General features: G+C 63.9%; 17 protein-coding genes. 10 read left to right on the top strand and 7 right to left on the bottom strand.

The window, feature by feature from the left end; translation table 11 throughout:
- The first annotated feature begins 84 nt into the window (after positions 1-84).
- Both VB672_RS19270 and VB672_RS19265 read left to right on the top strand, forming a co-directional pair.
- Positions 85-1,767, top strand: a complete 1,683-nt coding sequence (locus tag VB672_RS19270) for a sulfatase-like hydrolase/transferase (protein ID WP_329785830.1) — start codon at positions 85-87, stop codon at positions 1,765-1,767.
- Positions 1,768-2,009: 242 nt separating this feature from the next.
- Positions 2,010-3,920 (top strand): potassium transporter Kup, encoded by a 1,911-nt coding sequence (locus tag VB672_RS19265; protein ID WP_329785821.1) that lies wholly within the window; start codon positions 2,010-2,012, stop codon positions 3,918-3,920.
- An 88-nt stretch (positions 3,921-4,008) separates the two neighbouring features.
- On the opposite strand, the gene VB672_RS19260 is transcribed toward VB672_RS19265, so the two are convergent.
- Together VB672_RS19260 and VB672_RS19255 are read right to left on the bottom strand one after the other, a co-directional pair.
- On the bottom strand, positions 4,009-4,263 hold the full coding sequence (locus VB672_RS19260; protein ID WP_329785820.1) for a hypothetical protein: 255 nt from the start codon (positions 4,261-4,263) through the stop codon (positions 4,009-4,011).
- Between the two features lie 61 nt (positions 4,264-4,324).
- Entirely contained in the window at positions 4,325-4,405 is an 81-nt protein-coding gene (locus tag VB672_RS19255) for a DUF6766 family protein (protein ID WP_442932118.1), read from the bottom strand.
- A gap of 735 nt (positions 4,406-5,140) precedes the next feature.
- Between VB672_RS19255 and VB672_RS19250 the strand changes: the two genes are divergently transcribed.
- Together VB672_RS19250 and VB672_RS19245 are read left to right on the top strand one after the other, a co-directional pair.
- Positions 5,141-5,851, top strand: coding sequence for a L,D-transpeptidase family protein (locus VB672_RS19250; RefSeq protein ID WP_329785819.1), 711 nt, complete (start codon positions 5,141-5,143; stop codon positions 5,849-5,851).
- A 231-nt stretch (positions 5,852-6,082) separates the two neighbouring features.
- Positions 6,083-6,997, top strand: coding sequence for a hypothetical protein (locus tag VB672_RS19245; RefSeq protein ID WP_329785818.1), 915 nt, complete (start codon positions 6,083-6,085; stop codon positions 6,995-6,997).
- Between the two features lie 204 nt (positions 6,998-7,201).
- On the opposite strand, the gene ssb is transcribed toward VB672_RS19245, so the two are convergent.
- Entirely contained in the window at positions 7,202-7,699 is a 498-nt protein-coding gene (gene ssb / locus VB672_RS19240; protein WP_329785817.1) for a single-stranded DNA-binding protein, read from the bottom strand.
- A gap of 250 nt (positions 7,700-7,949) precedes the next feature.
- On the opposite strand from ssb, the gene VB672_RS19235 reads away from it, so the two are divergent.
- Positions 7,950-8,759, top strand: coding sequence for a class I SAM-dependent methyltransferase (locus VB672_RS19235; protein ID WP_329785816.1), 810 nt, complete (start codon positions 7,950-7,952; stop codon positions 8,757-8,759).
- Positions 8,760-8,808: 49 nt separating this feature from the next.
- On the opposite strand, the gene VB672_RS19230 is transcribed toward VB672_RS19235, so the two are convergent.
- The 3 genes from VB672_RS19230 to VB672_RS19220 are packed head-to-tail and all read right to left on the bottom strand — an operon-like array spanning position 8,809 to position 10,148.
- Positions 8,809-9,084 carry a hypothetical protein gene (locus VB672_RS19230; RefSeq protein WP_329785815.1) on the bottom strand — a complete coding sequence of 92 codons (276 nt, stop codon included), beginning with the start codon at positions 9,082-9,084 and terminating at the stop codon, positions 8,809-8,811.
- A gap of 30 nt (positions 9,085-9,114) precedes the next feature.
- Positions 9,115-9,528 carry a hypothetical protein gene (locus tag VB672_RS19225; RefSeq protein WP_329785814.1) on the bottom strand — a complete coding sequence of 138 codons (414 nt, stop codon included), beginning with the start codon at positions 9,526-9,528 and terminating at the stop codon, positions 9,115-9,117.
- 5 nt (positions 9,529-9,533) lie between these two features.
- Positions 9,534-10,148: a hypothetical protein gene (locus VB672_RS19220; protein WP_329785813.1), complete on the bottom strand. Its 615-nt coding sequence runs from the start codon at positions 10,146-10,148 to the stop codon at positions 9,534-9,536.
- 290 nt (positions 10,149-10,438) lie between these two features.
- Between VB672_RS19220 and VB672_RS19215 the strand changes: the two genes are divergently transcribed.
- The 3 genes from VB672_RS19215 to VB672_RS19205 are packed head-to-tail and all read left to right on the top strand — an operon-like array spanning position 10,439 to position 13,556.
- On the top strand, positions 10,439-10,735 hold the full coding sequence (locus tag VB672_RS19215) for a hypothetical protein (protein WP_329785812.1): 297 nt from the start codon (positions 10,439-10,441) through the stop codon (positions 10,733-10,735).
- Positions 10,732-12,558, top strand: coding sequence for an AAA family ATPase (locus VB672_RS19210; protein ID WP_329785811.1), 1,827 nt, complete (start codon positions 10,732-10,734; stop codon positions 12,556-12,558). Before VB672_RS19215 ends, VB672_RS19210 begins: the two co-directional genes overlap by 4 nt.
- A complete protein-coding gene (locus VB672_RS19205; RefSeq protein WP_329785810.1) occupies positions 12,555-13,556 on the top strand; it encodes a metallophosphoesterase family protein in 1,002 nt (333 codons plus the stop codon). Before VB672_RS19210 ends, VB672_RS19205 begins: the two co-directional genes overlap by 4 nt.
- Here VB672_RS19205 and VB672_RS19200 read toward each other — a convergent pair.
- Entirely contained in the window at positions 13,553-14,203 is a 651-nt protein-coding gene (locus VB672_RS19200; RefSeq protein WP_329785809.1) for a hypothetical protein, read from the bottom strand. The genes VB672_RS19205 and VB672_RS19200 overlap by 4 nt on opposite strands.
- Positions 14,204-14,565: 362 nt before the next feature.
- Here VB672_RS19200 and VB672_RS19195 point away from each other — a divergent pair, with 362 nt between their 5' ends.
- On the top strand, positions 14,566-15,231 hold the full coding sequence (locus tag VB672_RS19195) for a trna delta -isopentenylpyrophosphate transferase (protein WP_329785808.1): 666 nt from the start codon (positions 14,566-14,568) through the stop codon (positions 15,229-15,231).
- Positions 15,232-15,325: 94 nt separating this feature from the next.
- Positions 15,326-17,515 (top strand): SF1B family DNA helicase RecD2, encoded by a 2,190-nt coding sequence (gene recD2 / locus VB672_RS19190; RefSeq protein ID WP_329785807.1) that lies wholly within the window; start codon positions 15,326-15,328, stop codon positions 17,513-17,515.
- Positions 17,516-17,687: the final 172 nt, after the last annotated feature.

Genomic DNA, 17,687 nt, shown 5'->3' with positions numbered 1-17,687 from the left:
GTACGTGAACAGCGTCAGGGGTTTTTGCTCGTCCGGAGCCCGCGGCCCCGTCGAGCACACCGCCAGGATACGCGCCAAGTCACCGTGCAGAACGGCCGTAGTGCTTGCCGATCAGGCGCATGGACCGGGCGAGGTTGTGCAACCGCCAGGTCTTCTTGCCCAAGCGATCCAGGGTATGGCGGGCGCATCGAAATGCCGACGCTCGACCGGCTCGCGAAGAACGGCCTGACCTATACGCAATGGCACACGACCGCGGTGTGCTCGCCGACCCGCTCCTGCTTCCTGACCGGCCGCAACCACCACGCCAACGGTTTCGGCTCGATCTCGGAATCGGCCACGGGGTTCCCCGGCTACAACGGCCATATCCCACTGGAGAACGGCACGATCGCCAGCATCCTGCGCGACGCCGGCTGGAGCACGTTCTGGGTCGGCAAGAACCACAACGTGCCGGTGGACGCCTTCGGCATGAGCTCCTCCAAGAAGCGCTGGCCGCTGGGCCTGGGCTACGACCGCTTCTACAGCTTCATCGGCGGCGAGACGAACCAGTGGTTCCCGGAACTGATCGAGGACAACCATTTCGTCGACCAACCGGCGCAGCCCAAGGATGGCCACCATTTCTCCAAGGACATCGCCGACAAGGCGATCACCTTCATCCGGGACTCCAAGCAGGGCGATCCCGACGATCTTCTACTGCGCCGACAACGGCGCATCAGGGGCGCATCAGGCGAAGGCTCGCCAAGCGGTTCGGTCAACGAGAACCTGTTCTTCAACGGCTTCCCGGATGACGTGAGCCGCAACCTCCCGATGATCGACAAGCTCGGCTCGCCGGACGCCTACAACCACTATCCCACCGGCTGGGCCGTGGCGTTCTCGACGCCCTACCGCATGTTCAAGCGTTATGCGTCCTACGCCGGCGGAACCTGCGATCCCATGGTGATCCATTGGCCGCAGGGCATCAAGGCGAAGGGCGAGGTGCGTCACCAGTATCATCACTGCACCGACATCGTGCCGACGATCCTGGAGGCCTGTGGCGTACCCATGCCCGAGCTGATCGACGGCGTGAAGCAGGCGCCGCTGGCCGGCGTCTCGATGCTTTACAGCTTCGACAGCCCGGATGCGCCGGCCACCAAGCAAACCCAGTACTACGAGATGCTCGGTACCAGGGGCATCTGGTCGAAGGGTTGGAAGGCCGCCACGATCCACGCGCCGCTTACATCCGATCAGGGGAACTTCGACAAGGCCGTCTGGCAGCTCTTCCACACCGACACGGATCGGGCGGAGGCACGCGACCTTGCGGCCGAGCACCCCGACAAGCTGAAGGAACTCGTCGCGCTCTGGTTCTCGGAGGCGGAGAAGAACAACGTCCTGCCGCTGGTCGATCTGGGCGTCCGCGCCATGCACGAGGCCGAGTACCACGCGCCGAAGCGCGACCGGTATGTCTACTATCCCGGCACCATCGAGGTGCCCGAGGCCGCCGCCGCCCGCACGCTGGGCGTCTCCTTCAACATGCTGGCCGAGGTGGAGTTCACCGGCGACAGCCAGGGTGTGATCGTGCCCCAGGGTTCGCGCTTCGGCGGCTACTCGCTGTTCGTGAAGGGCGGCAAGCTGTTCTACGTCTACAACTTCCTTGGCATCCCTCCGGAGCAGCGGCTGGTCTGCGACGCGCCCAAGCTCGGCAAGCACATCGTCGGGGTCGAGTTCGTCAGTTGCACCACGGAGCGCTCCCGCGGCGTCAGGGCATCCTTGCGGTCACGCCGACGCTTGTGAAGCAGTGTGTCGAGCAGGCCGGCCGCCGGCATAGACCGCCGAAGCGACGATGCCGGGCATATCCATGGACGGAACGGAGACGAACTTGAGTGCGTCGGCCCGGTCCGGCTAACGCGTGGCGGCACTGTCCGGTGCCGGAGCCAAGGCACCCTGGTGATCTCAGCCCGGGTGAAACCCTCCAGGGCACGGCTACGTTAGGCCACGGAAGCCGAGTACATCTTGTCAGCAAGGGAGGGCTGAACATGGTCGCCACGGGAATCAACACTGGCACCGCCACGGGCTCTCCAGAGTACGCGCACGCTGCCCCAACCTCCTTCTGGGCCTTGACCCTTGGCACCATCGGGGTGGTCTACGGCGACATCGGCACCAGCCCACTTTATGCCCTCAAGGAAAGCCTCGCCGCCGCTACCGGACACGCCGGCTCCGGCACTCTCACCCGCGAGATGGTCGTGGGGGTGGTCTCCCTGATCCTGTGGGCGCTGATCATCATCGTGACCATCAAGTACGTGGTCTTGGTCCTGCGGGCTGACAACAATGGCGAGGGCGGCACCCTCTCGCTCGTGACCCTGGCCCAGCGGGCCCTCGGGCACAGCACCGGGATCACGATCATCCTTGGCATGGTCGGCGCCTCGCTGTTCTACGGTGATGTCATCATCACACCGGCCATCTCGGTCCTCTCTGCGGTCGAGGGCCTCAAACTGGTGACACCGGCCTTCGAGCCCTATGTGGTGCCGCTCAGCCTTGTGATCCTGATCAGCCTGTTTGCCGTCCAGCGCTTCGGCACCGCCAGTGTGGCCGCTTGGTTCGGCCCGATCACCACCTTCTGGTTCCTGGTCATGGCCGTGGGCGGCCTGATGCACATCCGGGATGACCTGAGCATCCTCGCTGCCATTAACCCGGTGCATGGTCTCAGCTTCCTGCTGAACCATGGAACGGCTGGGCTCTTCGCGCTCGGCGCGGTGTTTCTGTCCGTGACCGGGGCAGAGGCGCTCTATGCCGACATGGGCCATTTCGGGCGCGCACCTATCCGCACCGCCTGGCTCGGCCTCGTCCTGCCGGCGCTGGCCCTCAACTATCTCGGGCAGGGCGCCATGCTGCTGGCCCATCCCGAGGGATTGGAGAATCCGTTCTTCCTGCTTTATCCCTCCTGGGCCCTGCTGCCGATGGTGATCCTCGCGACGGTGGCCACCATCATCGCCAGTCAGGCGGTGATTACGGGTGCGTTCTCGATCTCGGAGCAGGCGATGCATCTGGGCGTGCTGCCGCGCTTCCGGGTCATGCGCACCTCCGAGACCGAGAAAGGCCAGATCTACATCCCCACGATCAACTGGCTCCTGCTGTTAGCCGTCATCCTGATCGTCGTCCTGTTCGAGTCGTCGAGCGCCTTGGCGGCGGCCTACGGCTTGGCTGTGACTGGTGACATGGTCATTACCTCGTGCCTGCTGTTCATCGTGGCCTGGAAGTTCTGGCGCTGGTCGCCGGCCGTAGCCGCGCTGGTGATCGTGCCATTCCTGGCCATCGAGCTTGTCTTCCTCGGCGCCAACGCGCTCAAGATCCCACAGGGCGGCTGGTTCCCGCTGCTCGTCGGCACCGGGCTGTTCATTCTGATGCGGACCTGGCGCAAGGGCACGCGTCTGCTGGCGGAGATTGCGCACCGGGGTCGCCCACCCTTGTCCGAGTTCATGCGCATGGCCGAGAGCAGCTCGGTGCCTCGGGTGTCCGGCACGGCTATCTTTCCGACCGGCAACGCTCAGGACGTGCCTGCGGCTCTGCTGCACAACATGAAGCACAACAAGGTGCTGCATGACCACAACATCATCCTGACGGTGGTGACCGAGGAGATCCCGCGCCGTCCGGACGACGGCCGCGTCAGCATGGAGAAGCTCTCGGATCGGTTCTCGCGGGTGACAGTGCGGTTCGGCTTCATGGAGAGCCCCAATCTCCCGAAGGCGCTCCGGGCGGCCGGGTTCGATCTCGATAATGCATCGTTCTTCCTGTCACGGCGGGCGCTGCAAGCGTCGGCGCACGCAGGACTGCCGCTGTGGCAGGACTACATCTTCATCCCGCTGGCTCGCTCCGCGAGCGACATCTCGGATCAGTTCTGCATCCCTGGGGACCGGGCGGTCGAGGTGGGGTCGCGGATCACGATTTGACCGCTCAGGGAGCAATCCAGGTTCGCGGGGCACGGCCCCGCGCAAGGTCTGGGACTTAGCGCCTACCCTTCCGATCGCCCGGGGTGGATCACGGGTAGAGCAGCTTGGTAAACAGCCACAGAATGGAGCAGAGGATCGAGTATTGTGCCGTCCGCAACCCGATCCCGTGCCAGTACCTGAAATCCCAGTCCCGCTGGTAGAGCCTGTCACCCATATCGAGAGAGTGGACATTCGCCAGGGCTGCCTTGAACCTCGTCCACGCATGCGAACGGGCGACGATGGACACCCCGCCGAAGACGAGTGCGAGATCCCACAGACGGTCCCTGAAAACAGCCAGTGACAAGTGGCATCCTCACGAGACGGACATGAGCCTGCCCTGACAAATAGGCCTTGAGCCGCGGTTGTCAGTGCCCGGTTGTGGCGTGTGGAGCAGACACCGGCTTCGACTCCGGGGATCCCCGCTCGCGCAGGTAGATGCCGAGCACCAGCAGCGCTGCTCTTTAAGCAGAGAGGCCTTGCCATCGCATAGATTGGGGACGCTTGCCAGCGCGGGGACTGATGCATAACCGTGGGCATATAACGAGAACTGGTCCAATAAGGGACCACTCCTGCGTCAATCTTCAAACAACGCCGGTTTTCCAGGCGATATTATCATGCCCGGAATTTTGGATGTCGGGCTGAAGGTGATCGATAACTATGGTGCTTACTATGTGATTACCAGAATCGGGATCTGTGACCAGCCGGTTGGCCATCTAGGAGCTAACCTCTTAAGAACGATGGTGAGCGTGCTGGGACTCGAACCCAGGACCCTCTGATCAAAAGTCAGATGCTCTGCGATCTACCCAATTTTCTTGAATTCTCTTTTATAGTCATTCGCTTAGTAGAAGAAATTAACGGCGGACGACAAAGCAACGTTTTTTCTCCAAGCGTTGGTGGTTTCAGGTTCCCGCAACCAAACAACAAGCCCCTGACGCTGTTGGCGTACAGGGGCTTTCGCACGTCAGGGCTCGACTTCGAGCGTTATCGGATGGGGCCTCGCCAAGCGCCACGCAAAGTGAGGCTGCGTGGACGTTACCGACTTGGTGCATGGCAAGCCCAACGCGGGCCCTGGCTTGCCAATCGCGCCGTGTGACGGCAATCTCCAGCTCAACAAGACGTTCAGCGGGTGGTTGCCGGAGCATCGTTTCGTCGGGCAACAGGACAAGGGAAGCGACCAAATCATGATGATCGATGGTAGGAATGCCGATGCCGGCAAGTCAGACGATGCGGCTTTGCTCGGACACCGGGCGGGACTTCTCAGCCGCCGGTCGTTTCTGGTCGGCTCGGCCGCCGGTATCGGCGCGCTGGGGCTGGCCGGTTGCGTGACAACCGACGGCATGAGCCTTGCCGAGGCGAGACAAGTCTACGGGCCGGTGCCCGATGAGAAATTCCCGATCCCGGCGATCGATGTCAGCAAGGTCGATCCGAAATACTACCGCCGGACCGTTCGCTACGACACCAAGGAGGCGCCCGGTACGATCATCGTCGACCCCGGCAACTACTATGTCTACCGTATCGAGGACGACGGAAACGCCACCCGCTACGGGGCCAATGTCGGCCGTGACGGGTTCCGGTGGAATGGCGAGGCTTATGTGGGTCGCAAGGGCGAATGGGCGACCTGGACCCCGCCCAAGGAGATGATCCGGCGCCAGCCCGAGGCGGCCAAATGGGCCCGCGGCATGCCGGGCGGCCTCGACAATCCGCTCGGTGCCCGCACGCTTTATCTCTATCAGAACGGCGCCTACACGCTCTACACGATCTACGCCAGCCTCGACGCCGAATCCATCGGCACAGGCATCACGAGCGGCTGCGTCGGCCTCCTGACCCAGGACATGATGCACCTGTACTCACGGACCCCGGTCAAGACGAAGGTGATCGTCCTGCCGGCATAGCAACGGCGCCAGGCCCGTTCCGGGCGCTGCCGGTGCGGGCAGCGCAACCAACAGGCCCGTTGCAGCCTCGGCGGCGTCAGGTCCCCGCAGCCAAACGACACCACACAACAACTCCATGGGGATCGCCCCGCGGGGGCTTGCGTTCAAGCGCCTGAAATCCCGTAAAGCGGGATCCAAATCCGAGGCCGTCTGTTGTGCCTTGAGAACCCATCTTCGCAGCACCGATGGCCCATGGAGATCGTTTCCGCCTTCCAGATCCTGCCCTCGGACGACGAGGAGAAGCCAGGGGCCTACGCGGTCTTTCCTTATGACCGCGATCTGGTGCATCGGTTCCGCGACAGCTTTCCGCGGGCGCGCTGGCGGGGGGAGGAGGTGCGGTGGTTCGTGCCGGGAAAAACGGCCGTGCAGCGGCTCGATGCCTGGATGGCACAGGAACTGGAAACGCTCGATCGGCATGCCGACGCCAAGGGCCGGGATGCCTTCGTCTTCGAGCCGCTCGAGAGCCGTTATCTGACGGTCGCAGACGATCTCAAGGTGCGTACGCCCTATTCCCGCACGATCGTGGAGGCCCTTCGGTCGATCCCCTGGGCCCATTGGGACCCGGAGGAGAGGATCTGGCACGTGCCGTTCCGATCCTACGAGGAGCTGAAGGCACGCTGGCCCGAGATCGAGGAGGCGGCGCGGCGTAACGAGCCCGACGCCCGGCGTAAGCGCCGGGAAGAGCAGCGAAGGGAGGCCTCGGAAGAGACCGGACAGGTCCAGGCCGAGCGGCGGCGCAGGCGCTATCCCGTGCCGGCTGACGACCTGCCGCCACTCGGCTTTCCGCTGTCGACGAAAAGCTGGGGTGTGGTGGTGTTCGAGGCGATTGACGTCGATCCGATCGACGAGCCCGCGGCGACCGGGCTTTACGCCCATGTCCGCGGCGATCCTGCCCGCTTTGTCTGGGCCCATTGGCGGATGCCGACGCTCCAGGAAATCTACCGCGCGAAACCGGTTCCGACCGAAGAGGATCCGGACGTCCGCTCCGTTCGCGGCTGGTGGTGGGCGAGACGGGACGAACTGCAGGAGAGGGCCCGCAAGCTGCGGGAGGTGGAGCGGGCGCAGCGCTCGCGTCATCTGGCCCGCAAGGCATCGGCCCGGATGTGAGATGCGGGAAACAGGCACAAAAAATCCGGGCGGGAGGCCCGGATTCTGAAAGCTTGCAATGCGCGTTCCTTAGAGCATCGTGCGGAAAAGTAGACCCGCTTTTCGCTGACGCGGCCCTTCGGGTCCGCACGAACGATGCTCCCATCCAAAGAGGAAGCATCGGATGTATCCTAAAAGTGCAAGACCACTTTTGGGTTCGATGCTTTAGAACGGGATGTCGTCGTCGAAATCGCCGTGGCGGGAGCTGCCGGCCGGCTCGGGCCTGCGCTCCATGGGAGACGATCGTCCGAAGTCTCCGCCGCGGGCGATCTGGCCCGGCTCCTCGTCGCCGAGCTCGGAGGCCCCACCGCCGCGGCTGTCCAGGATCGTCAGCTCGCCGCGGAAGCGCTGCAGCACCACCTCGGTGGTGTACTTCTCCTGGCCGCTCTGATCCTGCCACTTGCGCGTCTGCAGCTGGCCCTCAACGTACACCTTCGAGCCCTTCTTCAGGTACTGCTCGGCCACCCGGGCCAGGTTCTCGTTGAAGATCACCACCGAGTGCCACTCGGTCTTCTCCTTGCGCTCGCCCGTGCCCTTGTCCTTCCACGTCTCCGACGTGGCAATCCGCAGGTTCACCACCGGCTCCCCGTTCGACAGACGCCGCACCTCCGGATCCCGCCCCAGATTGCCCACCAGGATCACCTTGTTCACACTGCCCGCCATGACGGCCTCTCCACTTCATCTCTCCTGAACGGCTGAAGCATCAGGATGCTCCACGTTTTCAGGTCGGTTGCACATTCCTGCCTTCGAGAGGCATCACCTATTGTTCTATATTTGTTCCACGTGAAACACAAGCAGAGAGTCGCCTCATGGGCGTCTCTCGCCTCGGGAAAGGACGGGACCACCCGTGCCCAAAATGGCGAGAGGCGTGTTATGTCCGGTAAGGATAGACGCCAAGCTTGGGGAGGCAGCCTTGATCGACGAGATCTTGGACGAAGCGGCCGTTGCCGCAGCATGGGATCGCAATGCCGCTCTGTGGACGCAGGAGGTTCGCAGCGGGTTCGACCTGTACCGCGAGCTTTACACATTGCCCGCCTTCCTGAATTTCATGCCGTCGATCTCAGGAAAGCAGGTGATCGATCTGGGCTGCGGCGAGGGCTCGAATACCCGCCGGTTCGCGCAGCTCGGCGGGACGATGACGGGAGTTGATCTCTCGGCCGAGATGATCGGACAGGCGCGGGCGAAAGAAAAGGAGGAGCCTCTCGGGATCGCTTATGAGGTCGGATCCTTCACTGATCTCTCGTCTTTTGCCGACGAGGCGTTCGACTGCGCCGTGTCCACCATGGCGCTCATGGATGGCCCCGATCTGCCGACTGCGCTGAACGCCGCTTATCGCGTGCTGAAGCCTGGCGGCGCCTTGTGCTTCAGCGTTCTGCATCCCTGCTTCATCACGCCCGCCATCCGATGGCTAACCGATGAAACGGGCGCTTACCATGGCCTTCGTGTCGGTCGCTATTTCGAGAGAACGCCCTTCATCGAATACTGGCGTTTCAGCAGACGTTCGGATGAGAGCCGGCGGCAAGTCGCTGGAGAACCCTTCGCGGTGCCGCGATTCCCGCGAACTCTCTCCGACTACATCAATGCTGTGAGCGAAGCAGGCTTCCGTCTTGCGAGGATTGAGGAGCCGCGGCCGAGCGAGGACATGGCCCGCAAGCACGAATGGCTGAACCGCTGGTACCAGCACGCCCCGCTCGTGCTGTTCATCCTGGCCGTCAAGTCTTGAGGGATGTAAAAACAGCGGCGCCAGGGGCGCCGCTGTTAGGAGAACTGATTTACTCTGCAGCCTGGAGATAGACGACCTTCGACTGCTCGCTGCGAACCTCGCGCAGGGTGCGCGCCATATAGGCCAGCTGCTCGATGGCCTTGTCGAGGTCGAGCTTGGTGCCGGCCTCGAGATCGTAGGCTCGGCGGCCCCGGTAAAGCCGGTTGACCTGGCTCTCCATCTCGACGGCAGCCTCGCGGATGCGGTGGACGAGGGTGTCGGCAATGACGTTGGCGTTGTCGTCGACAACGCAGAATCCGACATCGCTTGCGCGGACCTTGGCCATGGGGTGATACCTCTTCTTGTTGTTTCGTCTTTAGGCGACGGCCCGCTGTCCATGCTCTGCGTAGACGCCGAGCCGGCGAGCCAGGGAATGTTTCGTCACAGGTCCCACCCAGGGCAGCGTCGCGAGGAAGCGCAGCTTGTCGGGACAGGCGTTGTAATCGTCGAACAGCCGCTCCCGTTCGCGCCAGACTCTGTCGATCGCCTCGGCCTTGGCGGGATGGCGAAAGCCGACCCGCGCGGTCGATCCGAACGCGAGCGCGCGCATGCAGCGCTCGAAGGTGCGGCGACCGACGTTCGGCGTCACGCTCGCATGACAGATCGCCTCGATGACGTGCTGCGCAAACTCATCCGCCGTTTCAGGAGAGGCCGTCTCCGCTTCGGAGATCTCTCCCTGAAAAGCAGTCGCGCCGTAGCGCATGGTCTCTTCAAGTCCGAAGCTCGGCATTCCTCTCACCGTATGGTCCAGGCCGCCTGCAGCAGCCGGACGAGCTTTGTCCCTGTCTTCCGGATCCGCCGCTGCGCCCGCCAGGGGAGGACGGATTCCAGCGCCGAGCTCGGGCGTTCGGGACGGTTACGCAGGGTCTTTAGAAACGGGCGCGCGCCTGTTCGCGGGCGGATGCGCCAGATATCATCCGCGCCCGGAAAACCTTGGCCGTTCAAGGGTTTCTCTGACGAGCGCGGCTCAATGAAGATGGGGTTTGAGCCCTGCGAATGCAAGCGTTGCGGGATGAGCGGAACGGGGTTTGATCCCTGGTTGGATCGTCTTGCAACCTTCGGCCAGGGCGAGATTTCGCAGCGTGCCATCTTGAACGTCTGCGCCAATTCCGCGCCCGTGGTGACGCCGTAGACGGATGCCGCGCAGGAGAAGGCTTCGGAGAACGGCTGCATGGCGCACCAGCTCTTCTCGGCCATGTGCAGCGGCCACGTCCACAGACCATCCTCCCGGCGCTGGCCGAGGCTCTCGCGGTCGATGAAATAGCCGGTTCGCTTGTGCTCCAGGCCGCTTTCGATCACGAGCCATTCCTCGTTCTCGAAGATCGGTCGTTCATCCGTCATGACGGTCATCGCAGGATCCTTTGCGGCGGTGAGGCGCGGCTGCCCTAATGGCGTCACATCCACGACGCATACAGAGGATGCGAACAAACCAAGAACATACTCCCGGCAGCCGCTATGTCAAGCAAAGCCGGCAATTTGGGACTGTAATCTTGGAGTAACCGATACTATGTGGAGGGTGTGATGCCAGGATTGAAGAGATCGCTCTCGATCCCGCTCAAAAAGAGGCAAAGTCGTTGCGGCGAAATATCGCTGGCGATAACTGAAGCTCGACCATTCCAACGCAGCGGATTCGCCACGTCATGACCAACCTGACACGCTTCGAGACGGACCAGCTCCGGCGCCTGGAGGAGATGCGCAAGGCCTTCGACAAGCTGAAGGCCGAGCGGATCCGGGCCGAGGGCGAGGTCGAGCGCCTGGCGCGCGAGCTCGAAGAGGCGAGGGCTCTCGCTCTGTCGGAATTCGGCACCGATGACGAAAGCCAGATCCAGGGTTTGATCGAGGATGCTCAGGCACGCAATGCCAAGCTCGCGGAAGAATTCGGCGCGGCTTTGCGCGAGGTCGAAACCCGTCTCAAACAGCTTGGAGACGAGCGTTGATCGCACCCGCCATCGATCGTGACGTCACGCAGGCGCAGGCTGTCCTCGCGCGTCTGGAAGGGCGGCGCGATGCGCTGCGGATGCGGCGCGAGGAGCTGACGCGCGAGATCGAGCTCGCCAAGGGGCGGCTTGCCGTCAAGGACGAGGTGGAAGCCTTCATCGAGGCCGTGCATGGCTCGGCCAGCCGCCGCAGCCTGTCCGCGTTCGAAACCCTGCTGACGGCCCTCGTGCAGGAGGTGCTGCCGGGCGAAAAGCCCGTGGCTCTCGATCTCTCGACGGAGCGCGGCCTGGCCTCCCTCGACATCTGCGTGCGCCGTCCCGACGGAACGCTCGAGGACGTGCTGGAGGACAATGGCGGCGCGCTGACCAATGTGATCGGCATGGCGCTCCGGCTGATCGCTGTGGTCAAGGCGGATGTCGCCCGTTTCCTCGCTCTCGACGAAGCCGATTGCTGGATCGCACCGGATCGCGTCTCGTCCTTCTACAAGGTGTTGGAGGACGGTGCCGCCCGTCTCGGCGTGCAATGCCTGGCGGTGTCGCATCATGATCTCTCCCAGTTCTCGGGCAAGTTCCACATCGCCCGCATCGTCGGAGAGCCTGTCTCCGGCGTCGATGTGCAGTCCCCCGACACCGGAGCCGCGTGGGACGATGCGCAGCCGGGCCTGCGGTTCATCCGGCTCGTCAACGTGCAGGCCTACAAGGACGCGACGCTTCATCTGGGCCCCGGCGTGAATGCGCTGATCGGCCCGAACAACCGCGGCAAGTCGACCTTCATCCGGGCCTTGCGCGCCGTGTTCTATGGCGAAGCCCGCGACAGCCTCGTGCGGGCTGGCGCCAAGGCGGCCAGCGTCGAGATCGGCGTTGCCGGAAACCGGGTCTTGCGCTTCACGCGCCAGCCCCGCCGCTCGCCCGTCAACATCTGGTCTCTGCATGAGGCTGACGGCTCCGTCGTCGAGGAGCAGGGCATGCGCTACGAAACCGGCGGGCGCAACGTGCCCGATTGGGTCGCCGATCTCATCCGCATCCGCAAGGTGGAGGATCTCGACGTTCACATCGCGCATCAGAAGTTTCCGGTGTTCCTTCTCGGAGAGGCGCCGTCCCGCCGCTCCGCCGTTCTCTCGATCGGCCAGGAGGCGGGCTATATCCGCGACATGCTCGTCATCCATCGCGAACGCTGCCGGCGGGACAACGACCTCGTGCGCAACGGCGAGCGGGAGCTGCTTGCCCTTGGCGAGACGCTCGAAGGATTGAAGGATCTCGACGTTCTCAAGGACCGGTTGTCGGCCATCCGACGCCAGGGTGACGATCTCAAGGAGGCCGCGGCGCAGTTCCAGAGACTGCAGCTGCGCGCAGCGCAGCTTGCCGATCTCAGACGCCGCTTGGAGAAGGCGCAGGCGCGGGCCGACATCACGGCAAAGGTTCCCGACGCCGAGGAGCTGACACACCTCACGCGCAGCGTCGACCGTTCGCGCGAGCGCGAACGGTTAGGAGAGCGGCTCATCCGGCTCAGTCATGGCCTTGCCCGCAGCAAGGCGAGGCTGGCGACGCTGCGGCGCCTGCCCGAGGCACCTCCGACCCTTGAAAATACCGCGTCGGCACAAAACATCCTGAAGCGCATGACCGATCTTCGCGCCGCAGCCCTGATCGCGCAAAGCCGTATTGCGAAAGTCGACGAGGGGCTCAAAGCCATTCAGGCCGACATGGCGCAGCTCGTCGAGGAGACCGGCGGACTCTGCCCCACCTGCGGTTCGCCGGTGAAGCCGGAGAGTCTGCTCGACCATCACGCCCATTCCTCTACGCCGTCGGAGCGGCTGACCGCATGATCCTGTCCGGAGATCGACTTCCTGCAATCACGTGCAACGGTGTCCTGGTGATCGGAGACCCGCATGTGGGCTCGCGGCGTCCGGGACGGCGCAAGGACATGGTCTGGCCGCAAGCCGTGCTCGGCAAGCTGGAGCGCTGCGTCGCCATTGCCAACGAGCGCGGGCTTGCCGTCGTGATCCTGGGCGATCTGTTCGACCGGCCCGTCGAGGCCGACATGGCGCTCAAGAACCAGCTGATCCGCGTCCTGAAGAGCTTCAAGCATCGACCGATCGTCAATGTCGGCAACCACGACATTCAGCATACGACGCTCACGGACAGCGACTCGCTCGCTCTGCTGGGCTTGTGCGACGTGGTCGACGTGGTCGCCACATCGGCTCCCGTGACCGAGTTCGCGATCGGCGAGCGGCGCATCGGCATCGGCATGACACCCTACGGCCAGGCGATCCCCACCGATGCGCGCGGCTCCTTCACGGGCGTCGATCTGCATGCCTGGTTCACGCATCACGACATCGCCTTCGACGGCGGCTATCCGGGCGCGGTACCGCCCTTCGCGGTTGCGGGCTGCGACGTTCTCATCAACGGGCACATCCACAAAACGCAGAAATCGGTTCTCGCCGGGCGCACCCGTTGGATGAATCCCGGCACCATCACGCGCCAATCCGTCGATCTGGTGGATCATGTCCCCCGTGCCTGGATCCTCGACGCCGGTGGCGAACTGACGCCGCAGGCCCTGCCGTTCGAGAGCAACGTCTTCGATCTGACCGGACGGGTGGTCGATGCCGCCGACGGCGATGCTGTGGCGCGGGAGGTCGAAAGCGCCTTCGTCACGCTGCTGCAGGCCGAATCCGCGACGGAACTGAAGCGCAGCGGCGACGGGGCCATCATTCGCGACGAGATCGAGGCGAAGTTTGCCGCCGACGACACCTCGGATGCCGTCCGCGCCATCGTGCGCTCGCTCCTCGGCGAGGCGGTGGAGCGGCACGCTGCGCAATCTTAAAACGCGAACGGATCGGCGTAGGGCAGGCGGCGCCGGCGCACCTGCGTTTCCGGCAGGACCGGGCGGCTGATGTCGACGGCAACCAGCCCCTCGCAGGCCAACGCCAGAACGGCCGCCACGCCGTCTTGCGTGTTCATGACGGCGCTGGCGCAATCCACCAGCCGCATGGCGCCCATCTCGTCGAGCTGATGCAGGACCCGCACCCGGTCTCCCGCGCTCACCGGCGTACGCTTGCAGGCCAGGATCAGCCGCATGGTCGTGAAGCGCGGCTCGGCCCGGATGCTCGCGGCCGTTTCGATCAGGAAGGGGCGACCGTCCGTGGAGGTGATGCCATGGATCGCCGCGGTGCGCAGCGGATGCTTCAAGAGGTCGTCGTCGGTCACCACATCGACCAGAAAGGCGGCGCCATCCTTCACGATCTCGAAATCCGCCACGTGCTCGACGGTCTCGTCCCCGACAGCGAACACGGCGGGATCGGCAGGCGCGCGCAGGGATTCCACCTCGGCATCGAGTTCGCAGAGGGCCAGGTAATCGGCAATCAGGGCATTGCGCGTGAGCGGCGTGGCGGGGCGCTTTGCGGCCCGGCGGGCGCCGGAGCGCCGGGCAGAGCGCCGGTCGGAAAGGTCGAGGAGCGCTTGCGCGGACATCGGGGCCTCCAGCTTGGCTTGTCGAACGGGTGGAGCAGGCCGGCCAGAGTTCCGGCGGTACCTAGCCTGGTCGTGAATTGAGAACATATATAGAACAATGGCCTGCCGGTCAAACTTTTGGTAATCCCCAAAAGAGTGATTTCCGACCCCGGCTTCGAGGTCCTGGACCACCGGTCTGAGACAAAATCGCACAGGAGGTAACTAACTGGTAAATAAGGATTTATTGCCCTGCTCCATGGAGCTGAAAGTGGACCTAAGGGCTGAAATTTGGTATAGAACAAATAACGAACGCGCCTGCCGGGACAAGGCTGCGACAAGAGCGCGTCTGCGATTTGCGGGTCTTTAGAAAGTTAGGATCGAGGATGAATACGACAGACAAGAAAATTTCCGAGGTGCTGGCGAAATTCGGCGAGCCGATGGCCGGTAACGTCTGGCGCGTCCAGGGGACGGCCGTGATCTATCACAAGACCCTCGAGCGCATCGCCGCCCAGGCCAAGGTCGCCTTCGACGAGCCCAAGATCATCCGCGCCGAGCGGGACGAGGCCGTGATCCAAGTGACCGGCCGCATGGGCGAGCGCGTCGAGTGGTCGATCGGCGAGGCGCTGATCGGCGTGAACTACCGCGTCTCCGGCAAGCAGGCGGCCTATGTCTACGCCATGGCGGAGAAGCGGGCGAAGGATCGCGTGATCCTCAAGCTCATCGAGCTGCACGGCTACGTCTATTCCGAGGAGGAGGCCGACGAGTTCAAGCAGGGCCGTCCGGGCTATGCCGATCCGCATGTGGAGGTCGAGAAGACCGAGCCGCAGAAGGGCAAGGTCGAAGCGAGTGCCAACGACGGCAAGGTCGAGGACGATCTGAAGGCGAAGATCAAGAAGGCCAAGACCATCAATGCGGTCACGGACCTGATGCTCCACGCCGACACGCAGAAGACGCTCGCCGACCTGCCGGAAGGCATCCGCGACGAGATCCGCGACTTCGCCAAGGCGCGCCTCGTCGAGCTCGGCTGGCCGACCAAGAAGGCGGCCTAAATTTCGCTGCGATCATGGACGAGACGGTATCGAGTCGTCTCGTCCATTTTTCTCCCGTCTAATGGCGTCCCGGCGCTCGTGGTCCCGCTGATCGATGCCGAAATCCTCTGCACTTCCTGCTTCCGGCCAGGACGCTCTCTCCCTCTCCGAGCATCTCGTCGGCTCGATCGAGCGCGTGACGTTCCACAATGACGAAACGGGCTTCTGCGTGTTGCGCGTCAAGGCGCGCGGACACCGCAAGCCCGTTGCCGTCGTCGGCCATGCGCCAGCGGTCGCCATCGGCGAGGTCGTCGAGGCGAGCGGCGAGTGGCTCCACGATCGCAACCACGGTGTTCAGTTCCGCGCCGGTGAGCTGAAGACCTCGGCTCCGACGACCGCGGAAGACCTGCAGCGCTTTCTCGGCTCCGGTCTCCTGAAGGGCGTCGGCGCCGCCGTCGCGCAGCGGCTCATCGCCTCCTTCGGATCGCGCATCCTCGATGTCATCGAGAAAAAGCCGCACGAGCTGACGCGCGTGCACGGCATCGGCATGGCGAAAGCGCTCAGCATCGGCGAGGCTTGGGCCGAGCACCGTGCCTTGAAGGACATCGCGGCCTTCCTGAACGCCCACGGGATCGGAGGCTTTCTGCTCACGCGTATCTATCGCGCCTACGGGGTTGGGGCCATCGACATCATCTCGGCCAATCCCTATCGGCTTGCGCTCGACATTCCAGGTTTCGAGTTCGCGCTCGCCGATCAGGTGGCCATGCGGCTCGCAGTCGAGCCGACGGCGGACATCCGGCTGCAGGCCGGGCTCGCCCATGTTCTGTCGGAGGCGGTGAAGGAGGGACATTCCGGGTTGCGGATCGACGAGCTCCTGCAGCAGGCGAGCGTCCTTCTTGAGGTGCCGAAGGAACAGCTCGCGCCGGTGCTCGACGCGCAATGCATGGCTGGACAGCTTGCAGCCGATGAACTCGACGGCAAACGCTGCATCTTTCTCAAGAACCTGTATGGAGCCGAGCTGTTCATCGCGCAGCGTCTGAAGGAAATCGCCCAGGGGTATCATCCCTGGCGCGGGCTCGATCCCGCTCAGGTGATCGCTGAGGCTGAAGCTGCCACGGGTGTCTCCTACTCGGCCAGCCAGCGCGAGGCGCTCGCCGCGTCCTGCCAGGCGAAGGTGCTCATCGTCACCGGCGGCCCGGGCGTTGGAAAGACCACCCTCATCCGCAGCCTGACGCATCTGTGTGCGAAGCATGAGCTGCATGTAGCACTCTGCGCGCCGACCGGACGGGCGGCCAAGCGGCTGGCCGAGAGCACGGGCTTTCCCGCCAAGACCGTGCACCGGCTTCTCGAAGCCTCCGAGGGCGGATTCCGGCGCAACGCCAAGGCGCCGCTCGACTGCAATCTCCTCGTCGTGGACGAGGCATCGATGCTCGACATCCGGCTCATGGCAGCTCTGTTGCGCGCTCTGCCGAACGAGGCCTGCCTGCTCCTCGTCGGCGACGTCGACCAGCTTCCCTCCATCGGGCCCGGACAGATCCTGTCCGACATCATAGCGTCCGAGGCCGTGCCCGTCGTGCATCTCCGGGAAGTGTTCCGGCAGGAGCGGGAAAGCCGCATCATCACGGTGGCGCACGCCATCAATCGCGGCCTCGTGCCCGATTTGTCGCATCGGCCGGACTCGGATCTCTACTTCGTCGAGGCGGATACGCCGTCGGACGCGATGGCCAAGATGACGATCCTCATGCGCGACCGCATCCCGAGAAAGTTCGGCCTTGATCCCGTGCGCGACGTGCAGGTCCTGTGCCCGATGAACCGCGGGCGCCTTGGCACCCACATGCTGAACGGCGAATTGCAGCAGATTTTCAATCCGCCCGGACCCGAGAGCCTGCACCGGGCCGGATGGATCTACGGTCCCGGCGACAAGGTCATGCAGGTCAGGAACGACTACGAGCGCGACGTCTACAACGGCGAAGTCGGCATCGTTCGCGAGGTGAAAAGGGATCACGGCGAACTCACGGTGGCGTTCGACGACAAGCTCGTCGTCTACACGCTTAAGGAGCTCGACGAACTGGCGCTCGCCTATGCGGTGACGATCCACAAGGCGCAAGGGTCGGAATATCCGGCGGTGATCATTCCCGTGGCGTTGCATCAGGCCACCATGCTGCGGCGCAAGCTTCTCTATACGGGCGTGACGCGGGCAAGCCGTCTCGTCGTCCTGGTCGGTAGCCGCGCTGCACTGGCTCAAGCCGTCACCCATGAGGAAGAACCACGCCTCTCCAGGCTGCGGAACTGGCTGCAGGCCTGATCTCTTTTCCTTCCGGCGAGGGCCATCTATATTGGTTCCCTCGCAGCGCCTTCACGAAAGAGCGGAGATGAGCCTCGATACCGGACAAACCGACCAGCACGAGCGGCGGGCTCGAATGAGCCTTCTTGCCGGGGCAGTCCTGTGTCTGGTTGCCTCCGGCGGTCTCCTCTGG

The sequence above is a fragment of the Microvirga sp. CF3016 genome, assembly GCF_036314085.1.
Taxonomy (GTDB): Bacteria; Pseudomonadota; Alphaproteobacteria; order Rhizobiales; family Beijerinckiaceae; genus Microvirga.
Note: the sequence above shows the minus strand (reverse complement) of the source record. Positions and strands in the feature narration are given on the sequence as shown.